The 23,336-nt window shown below is 70.9% G+C and carries 20 protein-coding genes; 8 read left to right on the top strand and 12 right to left on the bottom strand.

Translation table 11 applies throughout. From position 1 onward, the window contains the following. The first annotated feature begins 80 nt into the window (after positions 1 to 80). Both ACFTZC_RS19200 and ACFTZC_RS19205 read left to right on the top strand, forming a co-directional pair. Complete coding sequence (locus ACFTZC_RS19200) at positions 81 to 1,145, top strand: GNAT family N-acetyltransferase (protein WP_382891170.1); 1,065 nt, start codon at positions 81 to 83, stop codon at positions 1,143 to 1,145. Between the two features lie 17 nt (positions 1,146 to 1,162). Continuing rightward, positions 1,163 to 1,993, top strand: a complete 831-nt coding sequence (locus tag ACFTZC_RS19205; protein WP_382891172.1) for a tetratricopeptide repeat protein — start codon at positions 1,163 to 1,165, stop codon at positions 1,991 to 1,993. Positions 1,994 to 2,107: 114 nt separating this feature from the next. Here the strand turns inward: ACFTZC_RS19205 and ACFTZC_RS19210 are convergent, their stop codons facing one another. From ACFTZC_RS19210 to ACFTZC_RS19225, 4 genes are all read right to left on the bottom strand, one after another. Next, complete coding sequence (locus ACFTZC_RS19210) at positions 2,108 to 4,285, bottom strand: hypothetical protein (RefSeq protein ID WP_382891174.1); 2,178 nt, start codon at positions 4,283 to 4,285, stop codon at positions 2,108 to 2,110. A 197-nt stretch (positions 4,286 to 4,482) separates the two neighbouring features. Continuing rightward, positions 4,483 to 4,908: a DUF6113 family protein gene (locus ACFTZC_RS19215; protein ID WP_382891176.1), complete on the bottom strand. Its 426-nt coding sequence runs from the start codon at positions 4,906 to 4,908 to the stop codon at positions 4,483 to 4,485. Next, complete coding sequence (gene mshB, locus ACFTZC_RS19220; protein WP_382891178.1) at positions 4,905 to 5,903, bottom strand: N-acetyl-1-D-myo-inositol-2-amino-2-deoxy-alpha-D-glucopyranoside deacetylase; 999 nt, start codon at positions 5,901 to 5,903, stop codon at positions 4,905 to 4,907. Before mshB ends, ACFTZC_RS19215 begins: the two co-directional genes overlap by 4 nt. Positions 5,904 to 6,058: 155 nt before the next feature. Next, positions 6,059 to 6,253 carry a hypothetical protein gene (locus ACFTZC_RS19225; RefSeq protein ID WP_365815552.1) on the bottom strand — a complete coding sequence of 65 codons (195 nt, stop codon included), beginning with the start codon at positions 6,251 to 6,253 and terminating at the stop codon, positions 6,059 to 6,061. A gap of 181 nt (positions 6,254 to 6,434) precedes the next feature. Here ACFTZC_RS19225 and ACFTZC_RS19230 point away from each other — a divergent pair, with 181 nt between their 5' ends. Beyond that, the gene (locus ACFTZC_RS19230) at positions 6,435 to 8,618 is read left to right on the top strand and encodes a prolyl oligopeptidase family serine peptidase (protein WP_382891181.1); all 2,184 of its coding nucleotides are present in this window, start codon (positions 6,435 to 6,437) and stop codon (positions 8,616 to 8,618) included. Between the two features lie 220 nt (positions 8,619 to 8,838). Here the strand turns inward: ACFTZC_RS19230 and ACFTZC_RS19235 are convergent, their stop codons facing one another. The 5 genes from ACFTZC_RS19235 to ACFTZC_RS19255 form a co-directional block, all read right to left on the bottom strand. Beyond that, complete coding sequence (locus ACFTZC_RS19235; protein WP_382891183.1) at positions 8,839 to 9,888, bottom strand: ABC transporter ATP-binding protein; 1,050 nt, start codon at positions 9,886 to 9,888, stop codon at positions 8,839 to 8,841. Continuing rightward, complete coding sequence (locus tag ACFTZC_RS19240) at positions 9,881 to 10,873, bottom strand: ABC transporter ATP-binding protein (RefSeq protein WP_382891185.1); 993 nt, start codon at positions 10,871 to 10,873, stop codon at positions 9,881 to 9,883. The genes ACFTZC_RS19235 and ACFTZC_RS19240 overlap by 8 nt, the downstream gene beginning before the upstream one ends. A gap of 14 nt (positions 10,874 to 10,887) precedes the next feature. Next, a complete protein-coding gene (locus ACFTZC_RS19245) occupies positions 10,888 to 11,823 on the bottom strand; it encodes an ABC transporter permease (protein ID WP_382891187.1) in 936 nt (311 codons plus the stop codon). Beyond that, the gene (locus ACFTZC_RS19250) at positions 11,816 to 12,739 is read right to left on the bottom strand and encodes an ABC transporter permease (protein WP_382891189.1); all 924 of its coding nucleotides are present in this window, start codon (positions 12,737 to 12,739) and stop codon (positions 11,816 to 11,818) included. The genes ACFTZC_RS19245 and ACFTZC_RS19250 overlap by 8 nt, the downstream gene beginning before the upstream one ends. 98 nt (positions 12,740 to 12,837) lie before the next feature. Further along, on the bottom strand, positions 12,838 to 14,484 hold the full coding sequence (locus ACFTZC_RS19255) for an ABC transporter substrate-binding protein (RefSeq protein ID WP_382891191.1): 1,647 nt from the start codon (positions 14,482 to 14,484) through the stop codon (positions 12,838 to 12,840). Between the two features lie 311 nt (positions 14,485 to 14,795). Between ACFTZC_RS19255 and ACFTZC_RS19260 the strand changes: the two genes are divergently transcribed. The 5 genes from ACFTZC_RS19260 to ACFTZC_RS19280 all read left to right on the top strand — a co-directional run bounded on the left by ACFTZC_RS19260 (position 14,796) and on the right by ACFTZC_RS19280 (position 20,991). Then, on the top strand, positions 14,796 to 15,800 hold the full coding sequence (locus ACFTZC_RS19260) for an ABC transporter permease (protein ID WP_382891193.1): 1,005 nt from the start codon (positions 14,796 to 14,798) through the stop codon (positions 15,798 to 15,800). Positions 15,801 to 15,906: 106 nt separating this feature from the next. Further along, positions 15,907 to 17,703: an ABC transporter substrate-binding protein gene (locus ACFTZC_RS19265; RefSeq protein WP_382891195.1), complete on the top strand. Its 1,797-nt coding sequence runs from the start codon at positions 15,907 to 15,909 to the stop codon at positions 17,701 to 17,703. 31 nt (positions 17,704 to 17,734) lie between these two features. Next, positions 17,735 to 18,715 (top strand): ABC transporter permease, encoded by a 981-nt coding sequence (locus ACFTZC_RS19270; protein WP_382891197.1) that lies wholly within the window; start codon positions 17,735 to 17,737, stop codon positions 18,713 to 18,715. 90 nt (positions 18,716 to 18,805) lie between these two features. Further along, positions 18,806 to 19,849: an ABC transporter ATP-binding protein gene (locus tag ACFTZC_RS19275; RefSeq protein ID WP_382891199.1), complete on the top strand. Its 1,044-nt coding sequence runs from the start codon at positions 18,806 to 18,808 to the stop codon at positions 19,847 to 19,849. 86 nt (positions 19,850 to 19,935) lie between these two features. Then, positions 19,936 to 20,991 (top strand): ABC transporter ATP-binding protein, encoded by a 1,056-nt coding sequence (locus ACFTZC_RS19280; RefSeq protein ID WP_382891201.1) that lies wholly within the window; start codon positions 19,936 to 19,938, stop codon positions 20,989 to 20,991. 11 nt (positions 20,992 to 21,002) lie between these two features. Here the strand turns inward: ACFTZC_RS19280 and ACFTZC_RS19285 are convergent, their stop codons facing one another. From ACFTZC_RS19285 to ACFTZC_RS19295, 3 genes are all read right to left on the bottom strand, one after another. Continuing rightward, positions 21,003 to 21,377, bottom strand: coding sequence for a type II toxin-antitoxin system VapC family toxin (locus ACFTZC_RS19285; protein ID WP_382891203.1), 375 nt, complete (start codon positions 21,375 to 21,377; stop codon positions 21,003 to 21,005). After that, a complete protein-coding gene (locus ACFTZC_RS19290; protein ID WP_382891205.1) occupies positions 21,377 to 21,619 on the bottom strand; it encodes a type II toxin-antitoxin system Phd/YefM family antitoxin in 243 nt (80 codons plus the stop codon). Before ACFTZC_RS19290 ends, ACFTZC_RS19285 begins: the two co-directional genes overlap by 1 nt. 390 nt (positions 21,620 to 22,009) lie before the next feature. Then, positions 22,010 to 23,242, bottom strand: coding sequence for a helix-turn-helix domain-containing protein (locus ACFTZC_RS19295; RefSeq protein ID WP_382891207.1), 1,233 nt, complete (start codon positions 23,240 to 23,242; stop codon positions 22,010 to 22,012). Positions 23,243 to 23,336 lie beyond the last annotated feature (94 nt).

Genomic DNA, 23,336 nt, shown 5'->3' on the forward strand with positions numbered 1-23,336 from the left:
CGGGAGCGCGGCGTCGTCGATGCCCGCATCTAGTATCTCCGTTCTTGAGCACGATCCGAACAGGAGGGGCGTACAGAGCTGTGGAATTCACTGCAGGCGGACGGCTTGAGGTCCGGGTGACCCCCTCTGACGTGGGAAAACGTGTATCGGTCAGACAACTGACTGAAGGCGGTAAGGGCCCGGAGAAGTTCACCGACACGGTGGGTGTTCTCACATCCTGGGACGGTGGTGTGCTGCTCATCACACGACGGACCGGGGAGACCGTGCGCGTCCCGGAATCCGCGCTGGTCGCGGGCAAGGTCGTACCGGCCGCCCCGGCGCGCCGCCGGGGCCCCGCGGCGTCCTTCGAGGAGCTGGCCCGGGTCTGCGCGCGCTCCTGGCAGCCGGTGGAGAGCGAGCCGCTGGGTGACTGGCTGCTGCGGGCCTCGTCCGGCTTCACGCGGCGGGCCAATTCCGTGCTGCCCCTCGGTGACCCCGGTATGCCGCTCGACGAGGCGTTGGCGCGGGTACGGCACTGGTACGCGGAGCGGGGGCTCCCCGCGTACATCCAGGCCGCGACCGGCGCCGAGGGCACGCAGGAGGTGCTCTGCGCGGAGCTGGAGCGGCGCGGCTGGCGCTCGGAGGTGACGGCGGAGGTACGTGTGGGCGCGCTCGCCGCGCTGGCCGACCGGGACGCCGGCCTCTCAGGCCTCCCCGGCCTTCCCGCCGTACGTCTCGACCGCGCCGTCGACGCGGCGTGGCTGCGGCGCTACCAGCGTTCCGCCGGGGAACCGGGGCCTCAGGTCCGCCAGGTCCTCGGCGGCGGTCAGGGGCCGGGCGGCGGCCCCTCGGTGTGGTTCGCGTCCGTTCCCGCGGAGGGCGCCTCCCCGGAGGACTCCGCCGAGGGGGGCGGGACGCCCGCGGCGATCGGCCGGTGTGCGGTCGACGGGCGGTGGGCCGGGTTCATGGCGGTGGAGGTCGCCCCCGCGTACCGCAGGCGCGGCCTGGCCACGGCCGTGATGACCGCGCTCGCCCGGCGCGCGCTGGAGGAGGGGGCGTCCGCCGCCTGGCTCCAGGTCGAGGCGGACAACGAGGCCGCGCGCGCCCTGTACGACGGCATGGGTTTCGCCGTCCACCACCGCTACCACCACTTCCGATCACCCTGAGCGGGGATACGTCGCACATGCATCCGGAATCCACCGAACGGCGCCGTCGGTTCGCCGAGGAGGCCCGCGCGGACCGGCCCGATCTGGCGACGCTCTGTCTGCTCATCGGCACGGAGGGCGAACCGGCCCTCACCGGTGCGGACCTCGACGCGGCCCAGGCCGAGCTCGACCGGCTCGCCGGGCTGCTGCCCTTCGGCGTCGGCGGGGCTCCCGCGTGGGCGGCGGCGCTCGCGGAGCTGCTCGGCGCGCGCTGCGGCTTCCACGGCTCCCCCGCCGACAACGGGCGGCTGGAGTCCTCCCTGCTGCCCGCGGTGCTGCGGCGGCGGCGCGGGCTGCCGATCCTCCTGTCGGTGGTCTGGATCGAGGTCGCCCGCCGGGCCGGGGCGCCGGTGTACGGGGTGGCCCTGCCCGGCCACTTCGTGGTCGGGTTCGGTGACCCGGCCGAGCGGATCCTGGCCGATCCGTTCGCCGCCGGCCGCCTGCTGTCGGGCGACGACGCGGACCTGCTGGTCACGAGCGTGACGGGGGCGCCGCCCGACCCGGCCGCGTACCGCCCCGCGGACCCGCTCGACATCGTCCAGCGCGTCCTGAACAACATCCGCGCCTGGGCCGCGACCCGCCCCGAACGCACCGATGTCGCGCTCTGGGCCGTCGAACTCTCCCTCCTCCTCCCGGTCCACCCGGCGCGGCTGCGCTACGACCGGGCCCAGTTGCTGGTCCGGCGCGGGGAGTTCCTGACCGGGGCGGCGGAGATGGAGGAGTACGCGCGGGTGGTGGCGGCGGTGGAGCCCGCGGCGGCGGAGGCCATCCGGGGAAAGGCCCGCGCGGCGCGGGCCATGCTGAACTGACCGTCCCCACCACCACGACGCCCCCCGGTGGCCGCGTGTCCGTAACGGCTACGCGGCCACCGGGGGCGGAGCGCCCAGCACCGTACGACCACGCGCCCACCGGGGGCGGAGGGGTCAGCTCGGGTTGAGGTTGATCGTCTGCGTACGCTCCGCGGGGGTCTTGCCGCGCAGCGCCGTCTGCATCGCCCGCGCCACGTCCGCCGCGGAGACGGGGTACTGCTTGCCGTCGCCCTTGGTGATCGTGATGCCGTCGAAGACGCCGTCGAGGAGCTGGTCGATGGCGTCCCGGTCGTAGACCTCGATGAGCTTTCCGTCGACCGCCTTCATCGAGAGGATCTTCGGCAGCGACTTGGCGGGGCCGAACTGGATCTGCTTGCCGCCCGCCTGGATGGTGACCAGGTCGGACATGGCGGGCTCGGCGAACTCCTTCATCGCCCGGTCCAGCTCCGCCTGGTCGACGGTCGGCTCGCGGGTGACGACGGGCAGCTCGATGCTGTTCGCCTTGCCCGTCTGGACCTGGGCCCGGTAGGCGTCGCGGGTCGAGATGATCGAGTGGTTGACGTCGAGCGCCTTGCCGGCCTTGCCCGGTACGGCGACGGCCTTGCCCGGCTCGAACTTGACCGTGCCCTCCGAGGCCGAGCCGGAGGCGCCCGCCAGGTCGGTCAGCGCGACGCTCAGCTTCTCCTCGTCGACGGGGATCACCGGCTCGGCGACGCGCGCGCCGCCGAAGAGCGAACCGATCACCGAGACGGGGTTGTAGTCGCTGCCCGCCGCGTTGCGCACCGTCGCCTGGCTGTCCAGGCTGAGGCCCGCCTTGTCGGGGGCGAGTTCCTCCGTCGTACCGCCGATGCTGAGCCGCAGCGGGGCGGAGGCGCGTTTGCCGAGGGCGTCGTCGAGCTTGTTGACCGCCTGGTCGCGGGTGCCGCCACCGATGTCGACACCGAGGACCGTGGTGCCCTTGGGGACATCGGAGTGGTTCATCAGCAGTCCGGCGCCGTAGAGCCCGCCGGCCACCACCACGACGGCCACCCCGAGGAGCGCCACCTTGGAGCGGCCCTTCTTGGCGGGCGCGGCGGCTGCCTTCGGCGGCGGGGTGCCCTGCCCGGTGGGACGCGCGGCGGCCTGGCCCGCGGGCGGGGTGCCGGGCCCGCCGCCGACCGGGCCGGGGAAGTCGGGCGCCGAGAAGTCGTGGTCCCGGCCGAACGCGCCGCCCCCGTCGCCGCCCGGGCCGCCGGGGCCCGCGTCGGTACGCGGAGCGCCGCCCTGCGGTCCCGATCCGGGGAACGGCGAGCGGTGCTCCGGCGGCACCACCGGGATGCCGCTGGTGAGCGTGTCGCCCGAGACATGGCCGGCGGGGCCGGGCCCCGGGGCGGGCTGCTGCGGGGTGAGCACGGCGGTGTCGTCGGAGAACCGGGGGGCGGCGATCCGGCCCGCCCCGGGCGGGCCGGACAGGGACGCCGGCGGGGTGCCGAGCGCCGTGCTGCCGGGGACCGGCCCCGTCGTCGGACCGGTGGGACCGGCCGGACCGGAGGCCGCGCCCGGGGGTCGCGTACCGAACGGCGGCGTGGTGGGGCCGCCGCCCTTCACGAGCCCTTCGGCGGCGAGATCGCTGAGCGAGGAGCCGCCCGCGCCGGCCGGCCGGTGGGACCCGGTGGAGTAGTCGGTGCCGTTGGAGTAGTCCGAGCCGTACGGCGACTCGGCGCGGCGCTCGCCGCCCGGGTCCGTCGGGAGCGGCGGGGCCGCCGCCGTCGCCGAGGCCGCGCCCGCGACGGCCGCGGCGCCCGCGCTCATACCCGCCGCCGTCCCGGCGCCCGCCTTGCGCGGTGCGAACCAGTCGCTGGTCGGCTTCGAGCGGTCGTCGCCGCCGTCACCGCCCTCGCCCTTGTCGGCCTGGCCGGCCCTGGCCGCGGAGCGCTGCTCCCCGACGAGGTCGATCGGCCGCGTTTCGGACATGTCCGGGGCCGCCGTGGCCTTCGGGGTGCTGCCCGTGCGCTCGCCGACCGGGACGCCCCGCCCCTCGGTGCTGTCGACGTCACTCATGGGCGTACGCATCACGACGGGCGGGATCGGCCGCGAACCCGGGATGTTGATCCGGATCCGGGTGGTCAGGGTGGTCTCGGTTCTGGGCTCGTCCGGCTGTGCGGCGGACGCGGTCTCTGTCTCCTCCGGAGCGTCCTGCTGGGGATGCAGCGACGGATACTGGCGGGATCCGTACGGCGGTGTCCCCGAGGGGTACGCGGCTCCGCCGCGCCCCTGCGGCCCGGAGGACGAACTGTCAGTTTCACGACTCAAAGCAGGTTCTCCCGGTTGGCTCCGCCGCCCGTTCTTACTGGTACTCAACTGTTCAGGTCCCCCACAGCCGGAGAGCGGGGGGAAGGCCCGGAGCGCGCACCACCATACTGGCCTCCAACGACGGAGACCCGACGACCGTGAGAAGCGATGCTCCGCCGACCGTACGCGCATGGTCAATTCAGCGGCTGCCGGGCGCGTCACTTCCCAAGTCGGCCGGACTTCGTGCCCGGTTGCGGCAACCGCGACATCGTGGCACACATCACAGCCACCACCATGCCGCCGAGCAGGTAGACAAGGGGCCCGGCACCTGCGGCGAAGGCGGCGTCGCCCTCCGCGCGGCCCATGCTCAGCCCGATCGTCGCGATCAGCCAGCCGGCCGCGGGCGCCCCCAGCCCGAGCTGCGTACCGGTCGCGTACAGCCCGCCGAGGAAGAGCCCGGCCGTGGCGAGCAGCGCGAGCACCAACCCGCCCGGGAACCAGCCGCCTTGAGCGAGGGAACCCGCGACCCCGACGAGCCCGCCGAGCACCAGCAGCGCCAGATACACGGCGATACGCCCGGGTTTGAACGTGAGAGGGGTCGCGAGCGGAGTCGCGGCGGGCGCACCCGGCTCGCGGGGGCTCACGAGTCCGCCCCGGCGTGCGGACCGGCGCCCGCTCCGGTGTGCGAACCGTCACGCGGACCGGCGACTCCGCCGGCCCCTGCAACTCCCTCAACTCCGGCGATTCCCTCAACTCCGGCGATTCCGGCGAAGAGGTCACTCTCCCGTTCACCGGCGGGCGCTCCGGACATACCGTGCACCAACTCGTAGTACTCGGCGGCGAAGATCGGCTGACCGAGGTCGTTGGAGAGCGCGAAGAAGGGACCGTCCACGGCGATCTGGGTGGCGTGGGCGCGCATCGCCGCCGCCTTCCGCTCGGCGTAGGGCGCGCCGTCGACCGCCGCGGTGATCTCCTCGTCGGCCACGACGCCCGGAATGTCCCCGATCTCCGCGATGCCCGGGAAGTCGGCGCCGGCCGCGCGGAGCCGGGCGAAGCCCTCCTCGGCGACGGAGCGCGGCACCCGGTTCCAGTAGATCTTGTCGACGGTGTGCGCCGCGCCCAGCTCCGGACGGTAGGCGGGGTCGGCCGCCAGTTCGGCGGCGCGCATGGCGACGCGGTGGGCCTGGATGTGGTCCGGGTGTCCGTACCCGCCGTGCGGGTCGTACGTGACGAGCACCTGGGGGCGCACCTCCCTGACCACCTCGACGAGGTGCGGAGCCGCCTCGTCCACGCCGGTGTGCCAGAACGCGCCCTCGCGGTCGTTCTGCTCCAGGCCCATCATCCCGGAGTCCCGGAACCGGCCGGGGCCGCCGAGGAAGCGGTGGTCGGTGACGCCCAGCTCGCTCATCGCCTCGGCGAGTTCGCCGATGCGGTGGAGACCGAGCCGGTCGTCCCGGTCGGCCGCCAGGTGGGCGAGTTCGGGCGGGATGACCTCACCCTCCTCGCCGAGGGTGCAGGTCACCAGCGTGACCAGGGCGCCCTCGGCCGCGTACCTGGCCATGGTGGCGCCGTTGTTGATCGACTCGTCGTCGGGGTGCGCGTGCACGAGCAGCAGACGGCGAGCGGGGAGATCGGTCATGGGGTCAAGCCTACGAGGCCGCGCCGACAGTCGGCGGGAGGCGTGTGCGGGCAGCGGTCAGCACCCCTCGGCCGGTGGGCGGTGACGGAACCGAGGGGTGGGACCGGATCGTTGAAGCGCTCAGCGAAGATTGGCCGATTGCGGACGGCCGGTGGCTAGAACTTGATGCCACCGATCATGCCGGCCACGTTCGTGGTCAGTTCGCTGATGGTGGGAGCGATGGAGGAACTGGCCATGTAGAACCCGAGCAGCATGCAGACCACCGCGTGTCCCGCCTTGAGTCCGGACTTCCGGACCAGCAGGAAGACGATGATCGCCAGCAGCACCACCACCGAAATCGAGAGTGCCACGGCGGTTCACCTCCATAGATATTCGTTCGGGAAATCGCAGCGTGCATGTGCCCGGCTCATTCATACCCAGCTATCGCTACGGATCATAACTATCCGTTCGTACGCATCGATCGGTGCACGGCAGCACACGGGGGCGCACGGAACTCCGCCGCCGGGATCGCGACGCGCTAGGTTCGGGCCCATGACCATGAGGCAGCAGCACTCGTTCCCTCGTCAGCACGCCAGGACGCAGCGGTTCACGCTCGGAGCGCCCCGGTCGTTCACGGTCTCCCCCGACGGGACGCGGGTGGTCTTCCTGCGTTCCGCCTCGGGGACGGACCGCGTGAACCGCCTCTGGGTGCTCGACCTGGACGACTCCGCGACGGCTCCGGGGGACGCCCGGATCGCCGCCGATCCGGGGGTGCTGCTCGGCGGCGCCTCGGAGCGGCTCTCCGCCGAGGAACGGGCCCGGCGTGAGCGCAGCCGAGAGGGCTCTGGAGGCATCGTGGGGTACGCGGTGGACGCGGAGGTCGAGCTCGCCGCGTTCGCCCTCTCAGGGCGCCTCTACGCGGCCGAGCTGCGCGCCGGGACGGCGCGTGAACTCCCCGTACGGGGGCCGGTGATCGACCCGCGCCCCTCGCCGGACGGCCGGCACATCGCCTATGTGACCGGTGGGGCGCTGCGGGTCGTCGGGGCGGACGGGGAAGGTGACCGCCAACTCGCGGGCCGGGACGGCGAGGAGCCCGCCGCGCACGCGGACGTCACCTACGGTCTGGCCGAGTTCATCGCGGCCGAGGAGATGAGCCGTACCCGGGGCCACTGGTGGTCGCCCGGCTCCGACCGGCTGCTCGTCGCGCGCGTGGACACGGCCGCGGTACGGCGCTGGTGGATCTCCGACCCGGCCCACCCGGACCGGGAGCCCGCCCAGGTGCCCTATCCGGCGGCCGGTACCCCCAACGCCGACGTACGGCTCTTCCTGGTGCCGTTGGCGGACGGCGAGGAGACGGACGGCTCCGGTACGCCTCCCACGGAGGTGACCTGGGACCGGGGCACTCATCCGTACCTCGCCCGCGTCCACTGGTCCGCCGGGGGCTCCCCGCTGCTGCTCGTCCAGAGCCGGGACCAGCGCAGCCACCTCTACCTCGCGGTGGACCCCGCGACGGGCGCCACCCGGACCGTGCACCGGGACGAGGACCCGGCGTGGCTCGAACTCTCCCCCGGGGTGCCCGCCTGGGCGCCGGACGGCCGCCTCGTACGGCTGGCCGACGAGGGCGGCGCGCGCGTCCTGATGGTCGGCGACCGGCCGCTGACCGGGCCGCAGTTGCATGTGCGGTCGGTGCTGGACATCGGTGAGCACGACGTCCTGGTCTCGGCGTCGGCCGGCGCGGAGGCCGCGGATCCCGAGACCGGCGAGATCCACGTGTACCGCGTCAGCGGGCTGGGCACCGAGCGGTTCTCGGCGGGCGCCGGGGTCCACTCGGCCGTGCGCGCGGGCGAGGTGACCGTCCTCGTGTCGGCGCGCCCCGAGACCGCGGGGGCGTCCGTGGAGGTCCTCCGGGACGGCAAGCGGCTCGCCTCCGTCGCCTCGTACGCGGAGCCTCCGGCGCTCACGGCGCACGCACGGCTCACGGAGGGGGGCGCACGGCGAATTCCGTGCGCCGTTCTGCTCCCCACGGGCTACCAGGAGTCGGACGGTCCGCTCCCGGTGCTGCTCGACCCGTACGGAGGCCCCCACGGCCAGCGCGTGGTCGCCGCCCAGAACGCGTACCTCACCTCCCAGTGGTTCGCCGACCAGGGGTTCGCGGTGCTCGTCGCCGACGGACGCGGCACCCCCGGCCGCTCCCCCGCGTGGGAGAAGTCCGTCCACCGGAATCTGGTGCTCACCCTGGATGACCAGGTCGAGGCGCTGCACGACCTCGCCGGCCGGTTCCCGTTCGACCTCGGCCGGGTCGCGATCCGCGGCTGGTCGTACGGCGGCTACCTCGCCGCGCTCGCGGCGCTGCGCCGCCCCGATGTCTTCCACGCGGCGGTCGTGGGCGCGCCGGTCACCGATCTGCGGCTCTACGACACCCACTACATGGAGCGCTACCTCGGCACCCCGCAGGAGGCGCCCGAGGTGTACGCCGCCAACTCGCTGGTGACGGACGACGGGCTCTCGTCCCCGGCGGAGCCCGCGCGGCCCATGATGATCATCCATGGGCTGGCCGACGACAATGTCGTCGTCGCCCACTCACTCAGGCTCTCCGCGGCGCTGCTGGCGGCGGGCCGGCCCCATGAGGTGCTGCCGCTCACCGGTGTGACGCACATGACACCGCAGGAAGAGGTCGCGGAGAACCTGCTGCTGCTCCAGGTCGACTTCCTCAAGCGGTCACTGGGCCTGCCGTAGGACGTTCACGGACCGGCCGGGAAGAGACCAAGAGACACGTACCGGCCGGGAAGGGTCACCGACCGCCCTGGGAGGGCGGGCGTACGGCAACCGGCCGGGACTCCTGGAAGTCCCGGCCGGTTTACGGCACCCGCACGGCCGTACGCTCCACAGCCTGACGGGTCCGTATATCGGTACCGGGTCCACCAAGTTGCCTTCGTGTTAACGAAATTGTTGCGCTTTATCGGCCTTTCTCCGCCCCGGAGCCCGCAGAAACGATCTTCCGCTCCTCCGCGAAGTGGCAGGCCGAGGGGTGCGCGGCCGGCCCCGCCGCCGTCCGGAAGGCCTCCGGGACGGTGAGCGGCGGCACCTCCTCCGCGCACCGCTCCCGCGCCTTCCAGCAGCGCGTACGGAAGCGGCAACCGGACGGCGGGTGCGCCGGGGACGGCACGTCGCCCGCGAGGATGATCCGGTCCCGGTGCTCGCGCGCCGAGGGGTCCGGCAGCGGCACGGCCGACAGCAGCGCCTGGGTGTACGGGTGCGTGGGGTGGTCGTAGATCTGGGTGTCCGTACCGATCTCGGCCATCTTGCCGAGGTACATGACGCCCACCCGGTCCGCGATGTGCCGGACGATCGACAGGTCGTGCGCGATGAAGACGTACGAGAGGCTGAACTCGTTCTGGAGCCTCTCCATCAGGTTGATGACCTGCGCCTGTACAGAAACGTCCAGTGCCGAGACCGGCTCGTCGGCGACGATGACCTCCGGCCGGAGCGCGAGGCCGCGGGCGATGCCGATGCGCTGGCGCTGACCGCCCGAGAACTGATGCGGGTAGCGGTTGATGTACTCCGGGTTGAGCCCCACCACGTCCAGCAGCTCCTGGACCCGCCGCCGCCGCTCACCCTTCGGCGCGACCTCCGGGTGGATCTCGTACGGCTCCCCGATGATGTCGCCGACCGTCATCCGGGGGTTGAGCGAGGTGTACGGGTCCTGGAACACCATCTGGATGTTCCGCCGCACCGCCTTCAGCGCCCGCCCCGACAGCTTCGTGATGTCCTCGCCCTTGTACCGGATCGCGCCGGATGTCGGCCGCTCCAGATGGACCAGCAGCTTGGCCACGGTCGACTTGCCGCAGCCGGACTCCCCCACGATGCCCAGGGTCTCGCCGGGCGCCAGGCCGAAGGAGACGCCGTCGACCGCCCGCACCGCGCCGATCTGCCGCCGGAAGAGGATGCCCTGGGTGAGCGGGTAGTGCTTGACCAGATCCCGTACCTCCAGGAGGGGCTCAGCCATCGAGCGTCTCCTTCCAGAAGTGGCAGGCGCTCCGCCGCTCCCCGGCCGCGCCCCCGGCCTCCCTCACCTCGTACAGCGGCGGCTCCTCCGCCCGGCACACGTCCCGGGCCCTCGGGCAGCGTGGATGGAAGGCACACCCGGACGGGATGCGCAGCAGGTTGGGGGGCAGGCCCTTGATCGCGTACAGCTCCTGGCCCTTCTGGTCCAGGCGCGGGATCGAGTCCAGCAGACCCCGCGTGTACGGATGCGCCGGACGCTTGTAGATCTCGTGCACCGGAGCCGTCTCCACGATCCGACCCGCGTACATCACAGCGATCTTGTCCGCCACATCCGCCACGACACCGAGGTCATGGGTGATCAGGATCAGGCCCATGTTGAACTCGCGCTGCAACTCGGCCAGCAGATCCATCACCTGGGCCTGGACCGTCACATCGAGCGCCGTCGTCGGCTCGTCCGCGATGATCAGATCCGGCTCCAGCGCCAACGCCATCGCGATCATGATCCGCTGACGCATACCACCGGAGAACTGATGCGGGTAGTCGTTCACCCGATCCTTCGCCGCCGGGATACGCACCCGCTCCATCAGCTCGACGGCCCGCACCCGCGCCTGTCTCCGGCCCGTCCCCCGGTGGACCTCGTACATCTCCCCGAGCTGGGCGCCCACGGTGAGCACGGGGTTGAGCGAGGAGAGCGCGTCCTGGAAGATCATCGCCATCCTGGCGCCGCGGATCCTGCGGCGCTGCTCCTCCTTGAGTTTCAGCAGGTCCTGGCCCTGGAAGAGCACTTCGCCGCCCGCGATCCGGCCGGGTGGGGTGTCGAGGATGCCCATGATCGCCTGCGCGGTCACGGACTTGCCCGAGCCCGACTCGCCCAGCACGGCGAGGGTTTCGCCCGCCGCCACCGCGTACGTGACGCCGTTGACGGCCCTGGCGACCCCTTCGCGGGTGTGGAACTCCACCTGGAGATCGCGTACTTCGAGCAACATCGGCAGGGGGCTCCTCAGCGCAGCTTGGGGTCGAGGGCGTCGCGTACCGCGTCGCCGAGCATGATGAACGCGAGCACGGTGACCGCCAGCGCGCCGGCCGGCCAGAGCAGCATGTGCGGGGCGTTGCGGATGTACGGGGAGGCGTCCAAGATGTCGATCCCCCAGGAGACCGTCGGTGGTTTGAGTCCCACCCCGAGGTACGAGAGGGTCGCCTCCAGCGCGATGAACGTACCGAGCGCGATGGTCGCCACGACGATCACCGGCGCGACCGCGTTGGGCAGGACGTGCCGCAGCATCATCCGCGCGCTGGAGGCACCGAGCGCCCGCGCCGCCTGGACGTAGTCGTTCTGTTTGACGGTGATGACGGAGCCGCGGGCGATCCGGGAGATCTGCGGCCAGCCGAGCAGCACCATGAAGCCGATCACCGGCCAGACGGTGGTGCTGGTGACCACGGACAGCAGCACGAGGCCGCCGAGGACGACGGGGATCCCGAAGAAGATGTCGGTGATCCGGGAGAGGACCCCGTCCCAGGCTCCGCCGTAGAACCCGGCGAGCCCGCCGAGGACCGACCCGGCGACGGCGACCCCGAGGCTGGCGAGGACGCCGACGACGACGGAGGTCCTGGCGCCGTGGACGGTACGGGTGTAGACGTCGCAGCCCTGTCCGTTGAAGCCGAAGGGGTGGCCGGGCCGGGAGCCGTCCTGCGCGTAGGCGAGGTCGCAGGAGAGCGGGTTGCCACTGGCGATCAGTGACGGCCAGATCGAGATGATCACCAGAAAGACGATGACCAGGCCGGAGAGGACGAAGACGGGGTTGCGCCGCAGATCCCGCCAGGCGTCGGACCACAGGCTGCTCGCCCGGCCCACGGACCCGCCCACGGCCCCGCCCGCCACGGGACCGCCCGCCACAGGGCCGGTGGGGCTCGGGCGGGGGCTCTGGGGGTCAGGCATACCGGATCCTCGGGTCGAGTACCGCGTACAACAGGTCGACCAGCAGGTTCGCCACCAGGAAGACGATGACGAGCACGGTCACGAAGCCGACGACGGTCTGGGTGTTCTGGCGCAGAATGCCCTGGTAGAGCTGGAATCCGACGCCGTGGATGTTGAAGATCCGCTCGGTGACGATGGCGCCGCCCATCAGGGCGCCGATGTCCGTACCGATGAAGGTGACCACCGGGATCAGTGAATTGCGCAGCAGATGCCTGACGACCACCCGGCGCCGTGGCAGCCCCTTGGCGACGGCCGTACGGACGTAGTCGGAGCGGGCGTTCTCGGCGATCGACGTCCGGGTGAGCCGGGTGACGTACGCCAGGGAGACCGAGGCGAGCACCAGCCCCGGCAGGATCAGCTCGCCGAGCGGCGCCGTCGGGGAGACCGAGGGTTCGACGATCTTCCACCGGACACCGAGGAGGAGCTGGGCCAGCAGTCCGGTGACGAAGGTCGGCACGGCGATGACGACGAGCGTCAGCAGCAGGACGGAGGTGTCGACGGGGCGGCCCCGGCGCAATCCGGTGACGACGCCGAAGACGATCCCGATGAGGATCTCGAAGAAGACGGCGACGAGCGTCAGCCTGATGGTGATCGGGAAGGCGGAGGCCATCAGGTCGATGACCTTCTGCCCGTTGAAGGCGGTGCCGAAGTCTCCCGAGAAGACATGGCCCATGTAGGTGAGGTACTGCTGCCAGACGGGCTGGTCGAGGCCGAACTCCTTGCGGAGCTGGGCCTCGGTGGCGGGGTCGCACTGCCGCTCGCCGCAGAGGCCCGCGACGGGGTCGCCCATCACGTTGACCATCAGGAAGATCAGCAGCGTGGCGCCGGCGAAGACCGGGATCATCTGGAGCAGACGCCGGATCACATAACGTCCCATGCAGGGCTCCGGGGGAAGAGGCGAACAGTGACCGCGAGGATCGGAGGGCCGGGAATCAGGGGATCCGGGGGCCGGGGATCAGGGGATGCGTTCCGGCGTCAGTGGACCGTGATCTCGTTGTAGACCGGGACGCTGAACGGGTTGAGCGCCACGTCCGAGACCCGGTCCGAGTAGCCCGCGCTGCCGTTCTGGTACCAGAGCGGGATGGCCGCCATCTGATCCCGTACGACACCCTCGGCCTCCTGGAACTTCTCGATCGCCGGCTTCGGGTCGGCCTCTGCGTTGGCCTCGTCGATCAGCCTGTCGAACCGGGCGTTGCTCCACTTCCCGTCGTTGGACGAGGCGTTGGTGTAGTAGAGCGGCTGGAGAAAGTTCTGGATCAGCGGGTAGTCCATCTGCCAGCCCGCGCGGAAGGGCCCGGTGAGCTTCCGCTGCCCGATCTTGTTGCGGAAGTCCGCGAAGGTGCCGACGGGGCTGCCGACGCACGCCTTGTCGTTGCCGAGCGCGTTGTTGATGCTGTTGCAGACGGCGTCGACCCACTCCTTGTGGGAGCCGGTGTCCGCGTTGTACGTGATCGTGAGCCGACCGCGGGGGATGCCACCGCCCTCCCGCACCAGCTTCCGCGCGGCGGCCGCGTCGTACGCGCACGCCGCCCCGCAGAGCCCGGCCCTGTAGCCGCCGTCCGCGCCCAGCACCGGCGAGGTCCAGTCGGTGGCCGGGGTACGGGTCCCGCGGAAGATGGTCTCCGTGATCTGCTCCCGGTTGATCGCCCGGGAGAGCCCGGTGCGGACCTTGACGGCCCCCGGGGTGTTCCACGCCGTGTCGTAGTACGGGAACGCGAGGGTCTGGATGATGCCGGCGGGGGTGTTGATGTAACGGCCGCTCAGATCGGACTTCACGTTCTTGAGCTGCGCGGCCGGGATGTCGTCGACGAGGTCGAGATTGCCCGCGACGAGGTCGGTGTAGGCGGTGTTGTTGTCCGTGTAGACCACGAGGTCCACGCCCCCGTTGCGCGCCTTGTCGGCGCCCGGGTACTCCTTCCAGGTGCGCAGCGACATCTGGGAGCCCTTGGTGTACCGCTCCACGGTGTACGGGCCGTTGCCGATCGGCTTGGCGAGCCAGGCCGCGTGCTGGTCGTGAAAAGCCCGGGGCAGCGGCGCGAAGGCCGCGTACCCGAGGGTGTCGGGCCAGGTGGAGAAGCGCTGCGAGAGCGTGACGGTGAAGGTCCGCGGGCCGGTGACCTTCAGCCCGGAGAGGGTCGCGGCGGTCGGCGCTCCGGAGGCCGGGTGGACCGTGTCGTACCCGTCGATGTACTGGAAGAAGTAGGCGTTCTTCTGGTTGTTCTTGAGGTTGGCGCCGTAGTTCCAGGCGTCCACGAAGGACGCCGCGGTGACCTTCTCTCCGTTGCTGAAGGTCCAGCCGTCCTTGACGGTGACGGTGAAGTGCCGTGAGTCCGTGGTCTCGATCCGCTCGGCGAGTTCGTCCTCGGCCTTGCCGGTCTTCGGGTTGTACCGCTTCAGCCCGCGGAAGATCATGTCGAGGACCTTGCCGCCCTGGACCTCGTTGGTGTTCGCGGGTTCCAGCGGGTTCTGCGGGTCGCCCCAGGAGGAACGCACCACGCCCTCGGCGCCGCTGCCGATGGTGCTGTCCCCGCCGCCGCAGGCCGTCGCCGCGAGGACGACGGCCACCGCGCACGCGGTCCACCCGGCTTGCGCGACTCGAACCGTGTGCGTAGCTCCTCGCATCGATGTGCCTCCTCGGGTGCTGGGCTCGACCGGGCCCCAATATCCACCCATAGGGCGCAATACGCCTATTCGACTCACCTGAACGGCCGGATCCGCCCTCCGGATGTACGCACGCCGGGAGCCGGGGATCTCTCGGTCCGGTCATGACGGCAGCGCATTCGCACCAACGGTTGGCCATGCACGCACCAAGCCGCAAAAGAGGCGCTCAAGGCCACGAAGAATTCATTGACTGTGCACATACCGATTGAAAAAGTCCGATTGGCCCGCGGGTTTGACCGCGGAGTTTTCGATCTCTTTCGGCCAGGAGCATCATGACCTCCGCGCCCTCTCCGCTCACCGCCCCGTCCGGCACCGCCCCCGCCCCGTCCGGCACCGTGGCGGCCGGCCGCTCCCCGGGACAGCTCGCTCGCCGGCGTTTCCGGCGCGACCGTACGGGCGTTGCCGCCGCCTGCGTCGTCGCCTTCTTCTTCGTCGTGGCCGTCTGCGCCCCGCTGATCGCCCGGCTCTACGGGAAGAACCCGTACGACACCTACGGCCAGGACAACCCCGGCCTCCTCGACGACTTCGGCTTCCCGGTCCGCCCCAACGGCGGTATCAGCGGCACGTACTGGTTCGGCATCGAACCCGGGCTGGGCCGGGACGTCTTCACCTTCCTGCTGTACGGGATCCGCAACTCGCTGCTGATCGCCACCGTGACCACGCTGCTCGTGGCGGTGTTCGGGGTCGTCATCGGTGTCACGGCCGGATACCTCGGCGGCCGGACGGACTATCTCGTGGGCCGGGTCATCGACATCCTGCTGGCGTTCCCCTCGACGCTGTTCTTCATCGCGTTCTGGCCGGTGCTGATCTCGATCCTGGTCCCGCCGGAGGAGAACACCCCGGTCTGGCTCACCGTCACCAGCCTCATCTCGGTGATGACCGCCTTCGGCTGGGCGCCCATCGCCCGGCTGCTGCGCGGCGAGGTACTCGCCCTGCGCGAGCGGGAGTTCGTGGAGGCGGCGAAGGTGACCGGCGCGTCCCCGGCGCGGATCATCTTCAAGGAGCTGCTCCCCAACCTGTGGACGCCGATCCTCATCCAGGCGACCCTCGCGCTCCCCCTCTTCGTCACCACCGAGGCGGGCCTCGCCTTCCTGGGCGTGGGCCTCAGCTCACCGACCCCCGACTGGGGCGTGATGATCCAGCGCGGCGCGAACGTGTACCAGAACGACATCACGTTCCTGCTGTTCCCGGGGGTGGCGATGGTGATCTTCGTGATCGCCTTCAACCTCCTCGGCGACTCGGTACGCGACGCACTGGACCCGAGGATCAGGCGCTGACCCCGGCCACGCCGCTCCGACCGGCATCGCTTCACTCCCCCTCCGCATCGACTCGAACTCGAACTCGACTTCCACCTCGAACTCGACAGGGCAGGAAACAGCGGACATGTCCCTCTCACGCAGAACCTTCGTCATCACCACCTCCGTAGCGGCCGCGGCCGGCGGCTCCGCGCTCCTCGCCGCCTGCAGCAGCGGCAACTCCGGCGGCAGCGGCCCGGGAGACGGGACCGGCTCCGCGGGCTCCACGAAGTACACCGGCAGTACGGTCGCCGTCGGCACCGCCGCGGACTCCACCGGGCCCGCCCCCGCCGTCGCCGGGTCGCGCACGGGCGGCACGATCCGCGGCATCGGGCCCGACGACTTCTCCCATCTCGACCCGCAGCGCATCTACTTCTCCTGGAACTCCACGGTCGGCAACCTGTACATCCGCTGCCTCACCGGCTACAAGATCGCGCCGGACGGCTCCATGAAGCTGGTGGGCGACCTCGCCACCGACGCGGGCACCCTCTCCGACGGCGGCAGGACCTGGACGTTCACGCTGAAGGACGGCCTCCGGTGGGAGGACGGCAGCGAGCTGACCGTCGACGACGTACGCCACGGCATCGAACGCGGCTTCGCGAGCTTCACCACCGAGGGCGCCGGCTATCTCCAGACCGCGCTGACCGGCTCCACCGACTACCGGGCCGCGTACAAGGGCCCGTACGGCGGCAAGCACCTCGACTCCGTCGTCACCGACGCGCGGCGCGGGACCATCACCTTCCATCTGAAGCTGGCCCGCCCGGACCTCAACTTCACGCTGGCGATGCACTCGTACGGGGCCGTGCCGGTCAGGCTGGACACCAAGGAGAAGTACGACAAGGACCCGGTCTCGGCCGGACCGTACAAGCTCACGCAGCACGCGGTCGACAAGTCGATGACGCTCACCCGCAATCCGCACTGGGATCCCCGGACGGACGCGATCCGCACCGCCTATCCGGACCGTTTCGCCTTCGAGTTCGGGCCGCAGGCGCTCGCCGCCTCCGACCGGCTGATCGCCGACTCGGGCGACGACCGGTATGCGGTCATGGCGTACAGCGGAGTGCCGGCCGAGCGGATCCAGAAGGTGCTCACCGATCCCGCGCTGAAGAAGCGCACCATCGACGGCCTGCTCACCGGCCTCTACTACTACGCCATCAACACCCGGCGCGTCCCCGACCTGAAGGTGCGCCAGGCCCTCATCCACGCCTGGCCGCTGGAGCAGATCCGGCAGATCTACGGCGGCCCCTCGGCGGGCGACCTCGCCACGACGATCCTCAGCCCGGACATCCTGGGGCGCGAGAAGTTCGACGTCTACGGGAAGCTGAAGAAGCCGCAGGGCGACCCGGAGGCCGCGAAGAGGCTACTCAAAGAGGCGGGGAGGACCGGCCAGAAGATCGTCTACGCCTTCCCCCAGGCGGACAACTACGACAAGACCAAGGTCGTCATCGAGAACGCGCTCAAGAAGGCGGGCTTCACCCCCGTCATCAAGCCGCTCGACTCCACCAGTTACTACGACCAGGTCCAGCAGATCGACAACCGGTTCGACGTGATGTGGTTCGGCTGGGCCCCGGACTGGCCCACCGGCTACACCCTGATCCAGCCGCTCTTCGACGGCGGCACCATCGCCGACGGCGCCAACAACATCTCCCAGCTCAAGGTCGGCTGGGTGGACGCGGCGATCAGGAAGGACGTGGTGATCGCCGACCCCCGGCAGGCGGGCACAGCATGGGCCGCGCTGGACCGGCGGATCATGACCGAGGAGGCGCCGATCATCCCGGAGACGTACCAGCGCCGCTTCTACCTGGCCGGGTCGGAGGTCGGCGGGGCGCTCTACGACCCGCTGTTCTCTGCGGCCGTGCTCTACAAGCTGTATGCCAGGTCCTGAGGAAGCCGGAGGAACCCGAGGAGAACACGCCATGCTCCGCTTCCTCGTGCGCCGGACGCTCGGCGCGGCGGTGATCCTGCTGGTCATCAGCGCGTTCACCTTCGTCCTCTTCTACGTCGCGCCCCGCGATCCGGCCCGGGTCGCCTGCGGCAAGGTCTGCACCCCCGAGACGCTGGCGCTGGTACGGCGCAACCTGGGCATCGCGGACCCGCTGCCCGTGCAGTACTGGCACTGGCTCCGGGGGGTGTTCGCCGGCCGGGACTACGCGTCGTTCGGGCACTGCCCGGCGCCCTGCCTGGGCTACTCGTTCCACAACCGCGAACCGGTCCTCGGCACCATCCTCGACCGCTTCCCCACCACCCTGTCGCTCGCCCTCGGCAGCGCCGTCGTCTTCGTGGTGCTGGGCGTCGGCGCGGGCATGCTCGCGGCGGTCCGGCAGGGCAGGGCGCTGGACAAGGTGGCGTCGTCGGCCTCGCTGGTCGGCTCCTCGCTCCAGATCTACATCGTCGGAGTGGTCGCCATGTACTACCTCACCGACCAGTGGCACCTCCTCGGCCGCCCCCAGGACATCCCGATCACCCAGGACCCGGCGGGCTGGTTCCGGGGGCTGCTGCTGCCCTGGTTCGTCCTCGCGCTGATCTTCACCGCCAACTACACGCGGATGGCCCGCTCCCAGCTGGTCGAGACGCTCGGCGAGGAGTACGTACGGACGGCACGCGCCAAGGGCCTCTCGCGCCGGACGGTCTTCTTCCGCTTCGCCTGGCGGGGCGCGATGGGGCCGATCGTCACGATCTTCGGGCTCGACATCGGGGCCCTGCTCGGCGGCGCCATCATCACCGAGCAGACGTTCGGCCTGCACGGCATCGGCGCGCTCTCCGTCAAGGCGGTGCAGGACAACGACCTGCCGCTGCTGCTCGGGGTGGTGCTCGTCGCGGCGGGGGCGATCGTCGTCTTCAACATCGTCGTCGACGCGGTGTACGCCGTCATCGACCCGCGCGTACGCCTCACATGAGACCCGCCAGGCCCGAGGAGGCACCCCATGCCCCGAAGAGGCACCCCACGCTCCAAAGAGGCACCCCACCGCCCCGAGGAGGCACACCCCATGAGCACCTCACCTCCCGCCCCCTTCCTCTCCGTCCGCGACCTGCGGGTGCGCTTCGCCACCGAGGACGGCACCGTACGCGCCGTCGACGGGCTCTCCTTCGACGTGGCGCGCGGCAGGACCCTCGGCATCGTCGGCGAGTCGGGCTCCGGCAAGTCCGTCACCGGCCTGGCGGTCCTGGGCCTGCACGACCGCGACCGCGGCCGCACGGCCATCGAGGGGGAGATCCTGCTGGACGGGCGCGATCTCCTCACCGCGGGCGAACGCGCACTGGAACGGCTGCGCGGGAACACGATGGCCATGATCTTCCAGGACGCGCTGGCCGCGCTCTCCCCGTACCACACGGTCGGCCGGCAGATCGCGGAGACGTACCGCAAGCACACCGGCGCCTCCCGGAAGGCCGCCCGCGCGCGGGCCGTCGAGATGCTCGGGCGCGTCGGGATCCCGCAGCCGGACATGCGGGCCGACGACTACCCGCACCAGTTCTCCGGCGGGATGCGCCAGCGGGCGATGATCGCGATGGCGCTGGTCTGCGACCCCGCGCTGCTGATCGCGGACGAGCCGACGACCGCGCTGGACGTCACCGTCCAGGCCCAGATCATGGACCTGCTGGGGGAGCTCCAGCGGGAGACCGGCACCGCGATCGTCCTCATCACCCACGATCTGGGCGTGATCGCCGGCATCGCGGACGACATCCTCGTGATGTACGGCGGCCGGAGCGTGGAGCGGGGCACGAGGAAAGAGGTCCTGCGCACCCCCAACCACCCCTACACCTGGGGCCTGCTCGGCTCCATGCCCAGCCTGCGATCCCCCGTGGACATCCCCCTCGCCCCCATCCCCGGCACCCCGCCCAGCCTCCTCACCCCGCCCGGCGGCTGCCGCTTCCACCCGCGCTGCGCCTTCACCGAACAGGTGGGCGGCACGCGCTGCGCGACCCGGCTGCCGCCGCTGGAACCGGACACCGGGCACGGGGCGGCCTGTCACCTCACGCCCGCGCAACGGATCGAGTTCTCCGCGGACTTCGCGGGAGCGGGCCCGTCGTGAAGCGGCCGGGCCGATCCCGCACACACCCCACCGAAGGGACCCCGCCCCGAATGACCGCGCCCACGAGCACCCCTCCGAACACCCCCATGAGCACCCCCACACCCCTCCTGGAGATCTCCGGACTCGTCAAACACTTCCCGATCACGGGCGGCTTCCCCGTCCGGCGTACGGTCGGCGCCGTCCAGGTCGTGGACGGACTCGACTTCACGGTCGCCGAGGGCGAGAGCCTGGGCCTGGTCGGCGAGTCCGGCTGCGGCAAGTCCACGACGGGCCGGCTCATCACCCGGCTCCTCGAACCGACCGCCGGCCGGATCACCTACCGCGGCCAGGACATCACGCACGCCCCGCGCAAGCGGCTGGCACCGGTGCGCCCCGAGATCCAGATGATCTTCCAGGACCCGTACGCCTCGCTCAACCCGCGGCAGACGGTCGGCAGGATCATCGCCGGGCCGATGGAGATCAACAGCATCGACCCGCCGGGCGGCCGGGAGAGACGCGTACGCGAACTCCTCGACACGGTCGGCCTCAACCCCGAGCACTACAACCGCTTCCCGCACGAGTTCTCCGGCGGCCAGCGCCAGCGCATCGGGGTGGCCAGGGCACTCGCCCCGCAGCCGAGGCTGATCGTGGCCGACGAGCCGGTCTCGGCGCTGGACGTCTCGATCCAGGCGCAGGTGGTCAACCTGCTCCAGCAGCTCCAGCGCGAACTGGGTATCGCCTTCGTCTTCATCGCCCACGACCTGGCCGTCGTACGCCACTTCTCGCAGCGCGTGGCGGTGATGTACCTGGGCCGGATCGTGGAGATCGCGGACCGGGACGAGCTGTACGGCGCCCCCCGTCACCCGTACACGAGGGCCCTGCTCTCGGCGGTCCCCGAGATGACGCTCCCGGACGACGACACCCCGCCCAGCCCCCGCATCCGCCTGACGGGCGACGTCCCCTCCCCGGTCCACCCGCCCTCGGGCTGCCGTTTCCGCACCCGCTGCTGGAAGGCGACGGACACCTGCGCGACCCGCACACCCCCGCTGACCCGCCAGAACGGCAGCCGCCCCACCCACCTGACGGCCTGCCACCACCCGGAACCACTGCCGCCACCGGACGCCGGTCCGCCCGTGCCCGCGCCCCCGGTCGACACCCCGTGATCCCCGGCCCGTCACACCGGCATGACCGGTACGTCGTACTGGGGGATCCACTTGTCCCGGGTCACCAGGGTCATCCCCTCGGTCTGTGCCTGGGCGATCAGTATCCGGTCGAAGGGGTCCCGATGGTGCCCCGGCAGCCGCCCCGCCCGCACTCCGTGCCCGGCCGTGACGGGCAACCCGGTGAACTGGCAGTCGCGCACCCGCTCGGCGAGATCCTCGGGCCCCTCTATCTTCCCGAGAGACTGCTTGATCGCGATTTCCCACGGTGACACAGCGCTCACGTAGACACCGGGCTCGGTGTCCAGCAGGTCCTTGATCTCGTCGGACAGCTCAGGCGAATCGTCCAGCCACCAGAGGATCACATGAGTATCGAGCAGGAGGCGCATCAGTGCATCCCGAAGGCGTCGGCGAGATCATCAGGAAGGTCATCGAAGTCGTGCGGGATGTGGATACGCCCACGGAGCGAGCCCCGGCCGGTCCTCATCACCTTGGGGCGCAGCGGCACCACCTTGGCCACCGGCTCTCCTGCCTTGCTGATCACGACCTCCTCGCCGGTCGCCACCTGTTCCAGGATCCGGGAGAAATGCGTCTTGGCCTCATGAACGTTGTACTGCCGGGCTGCTTCCACGCTTGCCTCGCGATGCGATCACTGAATGGACTAACCACTTGACTAAGTCTAGCCAGGGCGTCTGCCCGTCGCGACCTGAAATGAGTCGGGCATGAACGATCACCCCCGGATCGGCCGCCTGGCCGAAGCGATCGCACTGCGCGAGCAGGGCGCCCCCGACCAGGCCCGGGGAGCGGCTCCTGGCCCTGGCCACCGCCCTCCCCGACCACGCGGAGGTGGCGGTACCGGGCGGCGTGGGTCCACGACGTCCTGGGCCTGGAGGCCGAAGCGGCTCCCTTCGCGCCCAGCGTGACAGCGTGCCCACTATCAAGGGAAGCCCCAACCGCTTACCGACACCCAACCGCCAGGCAGGCTTCCGTCCCGCTGAACGACGCCGAGCACCACAGCCTCTTACGACGCGGGCTCGATCGTTCCGACCCGCAGATACTTCTCGAACTTGATATGCGTGAGAGGCGCGTAGGCCTCGCCGTTGTTGCCCGGCGGCTTCGATCCGTACTCGGACGTGAAGCTGAACTCCTCGGCGTTCTTGACGTTGAACGCGCCGTACTCCTGCAGTGCCTTTGCGACCATCCGCTCGTACGGCTTGAGCGAGGTGTCGGCGTCGATGTCGTACGCGCGGTCAAGCCAGATGAACTGGCCCTCGCTCCAGCGGCCTTGCCCCGGGCCATCGCTTTCAACCGCCGGGAAGACGAACTGGTCGTTGTTGTCCGGGGTGCCGAAGCTCAGAGCGTGATCGATGCGGCCGGCCTTCCAGTCCTCGCGGGTGATCAATCCGGCGAGGCGGGACAGACCACTGCCGGTGGCCTGCCCCTTGTCAGCGACCGACGAGCCACGGGCGTCGGACACGGCTCCCCATTCACAGCTCGGCCTGCCATCCCGCACCTCGGTCCGCCAGCACTCCACCGACCGCCCGTCCGCCGTGACCACCACCGTCCACTGGCGCTCCGGTGGCGGCGCCTTCCACGATGCGTCCCAGGGGAAGCCGACGCCTTCGAAGGGGTTGGGCCCCCATTGACCGACGTGCTTGCGCGGGGTGACTTCGTAGGTCGGGGTGCTGGAGGTGGCTCGGTACACAAAGGATCCGGCCTTGCCGGAGTACAACTCCACCCGCCCCAGGGCGAGCAGGTCGGCGACCATCCGCGCCGAGTCCGGCGCCAGTTGGGGACGCGATTGCCGCTGGTTGAAGGCATCATCGTCGGCGAAGAAGCGGGGGGTGTGGTCGGCCGCGTCCGATGGTGGCGGCTCGTGCGTGAGCCGACTCGCGAGAACTGCCCCGGCGGCCACCAATAAGAGCACGACGCCGCCTGCGGCGGCAACGACCGGCCACCGCCGTGCCGGTGGCGGTGTCGTGCCGAGTTCGGCCTTCGCCGCTTGCCACCGTCGTTCCCATTCCGTGCGGTCGCCGTCGCAGGCTTCGACGTAGGCCAAGGTGACTTCGAGGGTCGGCAGCTGTCTGCCACTCGTGGCATTGGACAGGGCACTGGTCGACTGGTCGGTACGCGCGGCCATCTGGCGGTACGTCGGACTGCCTGCGGAGTTGCGGAGGGCTCGTAACTCGGAGGCGAAACGCTGTGCCGAATCCTCCGCCGGATCGCCCGGTGGGCGGTGTGATGCTGCGGCCATCTGCCCGACCTCCAAACCAATGGCCCGTGATCACGCATGTGTGTGACGCTTCGTCAACTTCATTGAGTCTAGGAGACGCGGGGATCTGAGGAAA

The organism is Streptomyces sp. NPDC056987 (genome assembly GCF_042673865.1).
Classification (GTDB): domain Bacteria; phylum Actinomycetota; class Actinomycetes; order Streptomycetales; family Streptomycetaceae; genus Streptomyces.

Coding starts and splice junctions, on each gene's coding strand:
- ACFTZC_RS19205 (WP_382891172.1), top strand. CDS start 1,163: ATGCATCCGGAATCCACCGAACGGCGCCGTCGGTTCGCCGAGGAGGCC.
- mshB (WP_382891178.1), bottom strand. CDS start 5,903: ATGACCGATCTCCCCGCTCGCCGTCTGCTGCTCGTGCACGCGCACCCC.
- ACFTZC_RS19230 (WP_382891181.1), top strand. CDS start 6,435: ATGACCATGAGGCAGCAGCACTCGTTCCCTCGTCAGCACGCCAGGACG.
- ACFTZC_RS19235 (WP_382891183.1), bottom strand. CDS start 9,888: ATGGCTGAGCCCCTCCTGGAGGTACGGGATCTGGTCAAGCACTACCCG.
- ACFTZC_RS19240 (WP_382891185.1), bottom strand. CDS start 10,873: ATGTTGCTCGAAGTACGCGATCTCCAGGTGGAGTTCCACACCCGCGAA.
- ACFTZC_RS19245 (WP_382891187.1), bottom strand. CDS start 11,823: ATGCCTGACCCCCAGAGCCCCCGCCCGAGCCCCACCGGCCCTGTGGCG.
- ACFTZC_RS19250 (WP_382891189.1), bottom strand. CDS start 12,739: ATGGGACGTTATGTGATCCGGCGTCTGCTCCAGATGATCCCGGTCTTC.
- ACFTZC_RS19255 (WP_382891191.1), bottom strand. CDS start 14,484: ATGCGAGGAGCTACGCACACGGTTCGAGTCGCGCAAGCCGGGTGGACC.
- ACFTZC_RS19260 (WP_382891193.1), top strand. CDS start 14,796: ATGACCTCCGCGCCCTCTCCGCTCACCGCCCCGTCCGGCACCGCCCCC.
- ACFTZC_RS19265 (WP_382891195.1), top strand. CDS start 15,907: ATGTCCCTCTCACGCAGAACCTTCGTCATCACCACCTCCGTAGCGGCC.
- ACFTZC_RS19270 (WP_382891197.1), top strand. CDS start 17,735: ATGCTCCGCTTCCTCGTGCGCCGGACGCTCGGCGCGGCGGTGATCCTG.
- ACFTZC_RS19275 (WP_382891199.1), top strand. CDS start 18,806: ATGAGCACCTCACCTCCCGCCCCCTTCCTCTCCGTCCGCGACCTGCGG.
- ACFTZC_RS19280 (WP_382891201.1), top strand. CDS start 19,936: ATGAGCACCCCCACACCCCTCCTGGAGATCTCCGGACTCGTCAAACAC.
- ACFTZC_RS19285 (WP_382891203.1), bottom strand. CDS start 21,377: ATGCGCCTCCTGCTCGATACTCATGTGATCCTCTGGTGGCTGGACGAT.
- ACFTZC_RS19295 (WP_382891207.1), bottom strand. CDS start 23,242: ATGGCCGCAGCATCACACCGCCCACCGGGCGATCCGGCGGAGGATTCG.